At 67.1% G+C, this 7,032-nt stretch carries 4 protein-coding genes; all 4 read left to right on the top strand.

Going from position 1 to position 7,032, the window contains the following annotated elements:
• Nucleotides 1–159 precede the first annotated feature (159 nt).
• Nucleotides 160–1,980 (top strand): ABC transporter ATP-binding protein/permease, encoded by a 1,821-nt coding sequence (locus VN047_RS09320; RefSeq protein ID WP_325542007.1) that lies wholly within the window; start codon nucleotides 160–162, stop codon nucleotides 1,978–1,980.
• A 113-nt stretch (nucleotides 1,981–2,093) separates the two neighbouring features.
• Nucleotides 2,094–4,136, top strand: a complete 2,043-nt coding sequence (locus tag VN047_RS09315) for a putative bifunctional diguanylate cyclase/phosphodiesterase (RefSeq protein WP_325542005.1) — start codon at nucleotides 2,094–2,096, stop codon at nucleotides 4,134–4,136.
• Between the two features lie 70 nt (nucleotides 4,137–4,206).
• Complete coding sequence (ybaL, locus tag VN047_RS09310; RefSeq protein WP_325542003.1) at nucleotides 4,207–5,862, top strand: YbaL family putative K(+) efflux transporter; 1,656 nt, start codon at nucleotides 4,207–4,209, stop codon at nucleotides 5,860–5,862.
• A gap of 134 nt (nucleotides 5,863–5,996) precedes the next feature.
• A partial coding sequence (locus VN047_RS09305; RefSeq protein ID WP_325542001.1) for a RecQ family ATP-dependent DNA helicase occupies nucleotides 5,997–7,032 on the top strand: 1,036 nt, incomplete at its 3' end.

Genomic DNA, 7,032 nt, shown 5'->3' with positions numbered 1-7,032 from the left:
GTCGCCCGAACCGCCCGTCGTCGCGGGCCCCAGCAGCGAGGAGCGCCGGCTGATCGAACGCATCATGCGCCATGCGGGATATCGCGAATCGCGCTGACGCGCTGATCGCGGCGTTCCGGTGCTTGGCGCGGCGCCCGCGCGCGCCTACATGGGGCGTCCATGCCCCCCGATACCGCCACCTCCGCCGATGCCAGCCGTGAACCGCCCGTCCTTGCGACGCTGAAGCGGTTCCTTCCCTATCTGTGGCCCGCCGGGCAGACCGAGGCGAAGGTCCGCATCGTCCTGGCCGGCCTGATCGTGCTCGCGTCGAAGGGTGTGCAGCTGTCGATGGGCTTCCTCTATGGCGCCGCGATCGACAGGATGGCACCGGGGATGGAGGAGGGCGTCGCGCTCGCGATCGGGCTGGTGCTCGCCTATGCCGGCGCGCGCTTTGCCGGGGTGCTGTTCGACAATCTGCGCAACGTCGTGTTCGAGCGCGTCGGGCAGGATGCGACGCGCGAGCTGGCGATCACGACCTTCAGTCATCTCCACGCGCTGAGCCTGCGCTTCCACCTCGCGCGGCGGACGGGCGAGGTCACCAAGGTGATCGAGCGCGGCACAAAGAGCATCGACACGATGCTCTATTTCCTGCTGTTCAACATCGCGCCGACGATCGTCGAGCTCGCCGCGGTGCTGATCATCTTCTGGACCAGGTTCAGTTTCGGCCTGGCCAGCGCGACCGCGCTGATGGTCGTCGTGTACATCATCTTCACGCGCAAGGTGACCGACTGGCGCAACGCGCTGCGCACGCGGATGAACGACCTCGACACGCTGACCATCGGGCGCAGCGTCGACAGCCTGCTCAATTACGAGACGGTCAAATATTTCGGCGCCGAGGAGCGCGAGGAAGCGCGTTACCGCGACGTCGCCGACCAATATGCCCGCGCCGCGGTGAAGAGCGAGAACAGCCTCGCCTGGCTCAACATGGGGCAGAGCCTGATTACCAACTTCGCGCTGGCCGGCGCGATGGCGTACACCGTGTGGGGCTGGTCGACGGGCGAGTACAAGGTCGGCGATGTCGTGCTCGTGAACACGCTGCTCGCCCAGCTGTTCCGCCCGCTCGACATGCTCGGCATGGTGTATCGCGTGATCCGGCAGGGGCTGATCGACATGGAGGCGATGTTCCGCCTGATCGATACGCCGTCAGAGATCAGCGACGCGCCCGATGCCCGGGCGCTGGTCGTGAATGGCGGCGCGGTGGCGTTCGAGAATGTCGTCTTCGGCTATGAACCCGACCGCACGATTTTGAACGGGGTAAGCTTCGCCGTCGGCGCGGGCGAGACGCTGGCGATCGTCGGGCCGTCGGGCGCGGGCAAGTCGACGATCGCGCGGCTGCTGTTCCGCTTTTATGATCCGCAGGGCGGGCGGGTGCTGATCGACGGGCAGGATATTGCCAAGGTCACGCAGAAAAGCCTGCGCGCCGAGATCGGGATCGTCCCGCAGGATACAGTGCTGTTCAACGACAGTATCGGCTACAACATCGCCTATGGCCGCGAGGGTGCGAGCGCTGCCGAGATCGCGGCAGCGGCCGAGGGTGCCGCGATCGACGGCTTCATCGCGCTGCTGCCGCAAGGCTATGACACCGAGGTCGGCGAGCGCGGGCTGAAGCTGTCGGGTGGCGAGAAACAGCGCGTCGCGATCGCGCGCACGCTGCTCAAGAACCCGCCGGTGCTGATCCTCGACGAGGCGACGAGCGCGCTCGACAGCCGCACCGAGGCGGCGATCCAGGATACGCTCGAGCGGATCGCGGCGCGGCGCACGACGCTGGTGATCGCGCACCGGCTGTCGACGGTAACCGGGGCGGACCGGATCATCGTGCTCGACAGGGGACGGGTGGCTGAAACGGGGACGCACGACCAGTTGCTCGGCATGCGCGGGCTTTATGCCGACATGTGGGCGCGGCAGCAGGCCGAGCGCGACGAAGGCACCGTCGAAGCCTGATAGCCCGTCATTTCGGTATACTATTTACAATTTTGTAAGCCCTTTTCGTCATTTGGCGGCCTTGGACCAGTCGCTCCGGAACCGGGCGGACGAGCGGGGCGAAAGGCGGAACGTTGATCAGGCTTGCCATGTGCATTGCGGTCGAGCACGACCCATGGCTCGTCGCGCTCGCTGTCGCTATCTGCTGCGTCGGCGCCTTTTCCATCGTCCAGATGTTCGAACGCGCGCGCGGCTCGCACCGCGGGCAGGGGCTTGCCTGGGCCTTCCTGATTTCCGTCGCGGCAAGTGCGACGATCTGGTGCACCCATTTCGTCGCGATGCTGGCCTATGAAGCCAAAGCCCCGGTGACCCTCGACCCGGTGATGACGATCGTCTCGCTGATGGTGGCGATGGTCGGATCGTTCATCGGATTCGCGGTGGCGGCGTGGGGCAAGGATGATTTTTACGGGGCATTCGGTGGCGCGCTGTTCGGTTGCGCCATTGCTGCCATGCATTTCGTCGGCATGGATGCCTATCGCATCGACGGCATCGTCAGCTGGGATCCATATTATGTCCTCACGTCGGTGGTCAGCGGAACGGTTCTCGCTGCGGCCGCGCTGACGGTTCTGCGCACGGGCAGGGCGATACCTCACCGCGTCGCGCTTGGCACAGCGCTGATCGTCGCGGCGATCGCCAGTCTGCATTTCGTCGCGATGACGGCGATGCGGATCACGCCGATGGCGTTCAGCGAGACGCCGCTGCGGCCTGCCGCGTTCAACGCGCTTGCTCTTGCCACGGTAATCGTCGGCGGCATCGTGATCGCGGCGGGGGTGTTCGCGGCGATGCTCGACCGGCAGACGCGATCGGAGGCGATGCGTGAGTTGACCCACATGGCGATGAACGATTCGCTGACGGGCCTGCCGAACCGGATTGCCTTCCGGGCAGAACTTGCGCGGCAGATCGACGTGGCGATCGGCAGCGGCGAGCGCGTCGGGTTGTGCGCGATCGACCTCGACCGTTTCAAGGAAATCAATGATGTGCATGGGCACAAGGCGGGGGACGAGGTGCTGGCGCGTCTTGCGCAGCGCTTGCGCGATACCCTGGGTCAGAACGAGTTCGTCGCGCGGCTCGGCGGCGACGAGTTCGTCGCACTGACGCGCTTCACCGACCGCGCGCAAATCGTCGCCTTCGCCGCGCGCCTCGACGCCGAATTGAAGGCGCCGCTGGCGCTTGAAGATTTCGAAGCGCGGTTGGGGGCGAGTATCGGCGTCGCGATCTTCCCCGACGATGCCGCGTCGGCCGAAACACTGGCGAACAACGCCGACCTCGCCATGTACCGTGCGAAGGCCGAGGCGGCCGCCGCGCCCTGTCACTATGATTCGGCGCTTGATGAGGCGATCCGCGATCAGCGCGAACTCGCCGCCGATCTGCGCGGGGCGATCGACCGCGATGAACTCGACGTCCATTATCAGGTCCAGACGTCGGTGACGACGGGCGCGGTCACCGGATATGAAGCGCTGCTCCGCTGGACGCATCCGGCGCGCGGCGCGATCCCGCCCACGGTGTTTATCCCGCTTGCCGAAGCGAACGGATTCATTCTCGCGCTCGGCGAATGGGTGCTGCGACGGGCGTGTGCCGATGCGGCGGACTGGCCGCACGCTTCGAAGGTCGCGGTCAATGTGTCGCCGCTCCAGCTCGCGCACATCGATCTGCCGCGCCTGTTTCACCAGGTGTTGCTCGACACCGGCTTGCCTCCGCGTCGGCTGGAGATCGAGTTGACCGAAACCGCGATCATCGCCGACCGCGAACGCGCGCTGCACATCCTGCGCCAGATCAAGGCGCTGGGAATCGGGATCGCGCTCGACGATTTCGGCACGGGATATTCGTCGCTCGAAACGCTGCGCGCCTTTCCGTTCGACAAGATCAAGCTCGACCGCTTCTTTGCTGCCGAACTCGAGGGCAATATCCAGTCGACCGCGATCCTGCGCGCGGTACTGGCGCTCGGCAAGAGCCTGTCGATCCCGATCCTCGCCGAAGGGATCGAGACACGCGAGCAACTCGATGTGTTGCGGCGCGAGGGATGCGATGAAGCGCAGGGCTTCCTGATCGGCCGTCCGGGCCGAACGGCGGCGCCAGACGGTGATACGGGCGACCGGGAGCGGGTTCGGGCCGCATAGCGATCCAATCGCAACAAATCTGGTTGTGTCGGGTTGACCCTTCGCGCCCGCGCCCCTTACGCAGGGGTTCATGCCACATGACACCACCTTGATCGGGACCGTCGTCGCCGGGCTCGGCGTCGCCTTCCTGATGGGCGCGCTGGCACATCGGCTCCGGATTTCGCCGATCGCGGGCTATCTGCTCGCGGGCATTCTTGTGGGGCCCTTTACGCCGGGGATCGTCGCCGACACCGGGCTTGCGATGCAGCTCGCCGAAATCGGCGTCATTTTGCTGATGTTCGGGGTCGGCCTGCATTTCTCGCTCAAGGACCTGCTCTCGGTACGCAAGATCGCGGTGCCGGGCGCGATCGCGCAGATCGCGGTCGCGACCGCGCTCGGCATGATGCTGGGGCTGTGGCTCGGCTGGTCGGTCGAGGGCAGCGCGGTGTTCGGCCTCGCGCTGTCGGTCGCGTCGACCGTCGTGCTGCTGCGCGCGCTGCAGGCGCGCGACATGGTCGAGACCGAGAAGGGCCGGATCGCGGTCGGCTGGCTGATCGTCGAGGATCTCGTCATGGTGCTCGCGCTCGTGCTGCTGCCCGCGATGTTCGGCGACCGCGGCGACGAGGCGGGCATCGGAGCGAACGGCGCGGGCCTGCTCCAGTCGGCCGGGATCGTGCTCGTCAAGGTCGTCGGTTTCGTCGCCTTCATGTTCCTGATCGCGCGGCGGGTGCTGCCGTGGGTCCTGCACTGGGTCGCGCATTCGGGGTCGCGCGAACTGTTCCGGCTCGCGGTGCTCGCGATCGCGCTGGGGGTCGCGTTCGGCGCGGCGGTGATTTTCGACGTATCCTTTGCCTTGGGCGCCTTCTTTGCGGGAATGATCCTTGGCGAGACGCAGCTGTCGCGCCGCGCGGCCGAGGAGACGCTGCCGCTCCGCGACGCGTTTGCGGTGCTGTTTTTCGTGTCGGTCGGCATGCTGTTCGACCCCAGGGTGCTGGTCGAACAGCCGGGGCCGGTGATCGCGACGGTCGCGATCATCGTCGTCGGCAAGTCGCTCGCCGCCTATGCGCTTGTCCGCGCCTTCGGCTATAAATCGCAGACCGCGCTGACGGTGTCGGTCAGCCTGGCGCAGATCGGCGAATTTTCCTTCATCCTCGCGGGACTGGGGGTGGGGCTCGAGGTGCTGCCCGAGACGGGACGCGACCTGATCCTCGCCGGATCGCTGCTGTCGATCCTGTTCAACCCGATCCTCTTCACGCTGGCGGTGAAACGCATCCGCGCCGACGAGCCGGTCGAGGAGCAGCCGGACGCCGTCGTGGAAGAGGTGCCCGAGCCGTGCAATGCGGGGGTCGTGCTGATCGGCTACGGCCGCGTCGGCAGCCATATCGGCAGCATGATTTGCGGCCGCGGCGAGGGGCTGACCGTGATCGAGGACCAGAAGGACATGGCGGCGGCGGCGAAGGAAGCGGGCGCGACGGTGATTGTCGGCGATGCGACCAAGGAAAGCATCCTGCGGCAGGCCGGGCTCGACGAGGCGTCGACCTTGCTGATCGCAATTGCGGAGGGGGTCGAGGCGGGCGCAATCGTGCGCCGCGCGCGTGCGATCAACCCGAAGCTGGTGATCGTCGCGCGCGCGCATTCGGACGAGGAGGTCGACGACCTCGTTCGGCGCGGGGCCGACCATGTCGTGACAGCCGAGCGCGAGACCGCGTCGCGGATGGCCGAGCGGGCGATGCTGACGCGGACTTGAGTTGTACGTCGCCCCCGCGAAGGCAGGGGCCGCTACAAACTTGCGCAAGGCCGCTAGCGGCCCCCGCCTTCGCGGGGGCGACGGATCAATCGGGGGTTTCCCCGGTCGCATAAACTTCCTATCGCCCACCCGTAATGTCCGCTGACGCGCTCCTTCCTCTCCTCAAATCGACCTTCGGTTTCGACGCCTTTCGCGGCAAGCAGGCCGACGTCGTCGGCCGCGTGATGGCGGGCGAGCGAACGCTTGCGGTGATGCCGACGGGGGCGGGCAAATCGCTGACCTATCAGCTGCCCGCGGTCGCGCTGGGCGGCTGCGTCGTCGTCGTGTCGCCGCTGATCGCATTGATGCACGACCAGCTCCGCGGCGCGCGCGCGGCCGGGATTCGCGCCGCGTCGCTGACCAGCGTCGACGCCGACTTCGCCGACACGCGGCAGGCGTATCGCGACGGCCAGCTCGACCTCCTCTATATCGCGCCCGAACGCGCGACGGGCGAGGGCTTCCGGTCGCTGATGGAAGCGCGCACCCCCGCGCTGTTCGCGATCGACGAGGCGCATTGCGTATCGGAATGGGGGCATGATTTCCGGCCCGATTACCGTTTGCTGCGGCCGCTGCTCGATGCCTTTCCCGCGGTGCCGCGGCTCGCGCTGACCGCCACCGCGGACAAGCATACGCGCGAGGATATTCTCGTCCAGCTGGGTATTCCAGCCGAGGGGCTCGTGCTCGCGGGCTTCGACCGGCCCAATATCCGCTACCGCGTGACGCCGCGCATCAGCCCCGCGAAGCAGCTCACCGATTTCATCGTCGCCAATCCGGGGCCGGGGATCGTCTATTGCCCGACGCGCGACGGGACCGAGCGGATGGCCGAAAAGCTCGCCGCGGCGACGGGGCGCAGCGTCGCCGCCTATCACGCCGGGCTCGACGCCGAACGGCGCGCGCAGGTGCAGCATGATTTCGTCGCGTCGGAGGACGGGATCGTCACCGCGACGGTCGCGTTCGGCATGGGGATCGACAAGCCCGACGTGCGTTTCGTGGCGCATGCCGGGCTGCCGAAGTCGATCGAGAGCTATTATCAGGAGACCGGGCGCGCGGGACGCGATGGCGACCCCGCCGAGGCGCTGATGCTGTGGGGCGCCGACGATTTTGCGCGCGCGCGGATGCGGCTTGGCGAGC

Source organism: Sphingopyxis sp. (assembly GCF_035565275.1).
Taxonomy (GTDB): domain Bacteria; phylum Pseudomonadota; class Alphaproteobacteria; order Sphingomonadales; family Sphingomonadaceae; genus Sphingopyxis.
The sequence above is the reverse complement of the archived record's forward strand: the minus strand, read 5'-3'. Positions and strand labels throughout refer to the sequence as shown.

What these genes read in the sequence shown, in the direction of transcription:
- VN047_RS09320 (WP_325542007.1), top strand. Translation starts at nt 160, where the DNA reads ATGCCCCCCGATACCGCCACCTCCGCCGATGCCAGCCGTGAACCGCCC.
- ybaL (WP_325542003.1), top strand. Translation starts at nt 4,207, where the DNA reads ATGCCACATGACACCACCTTGATCGGGACCGTCGTCGCCGGGCTCGGC.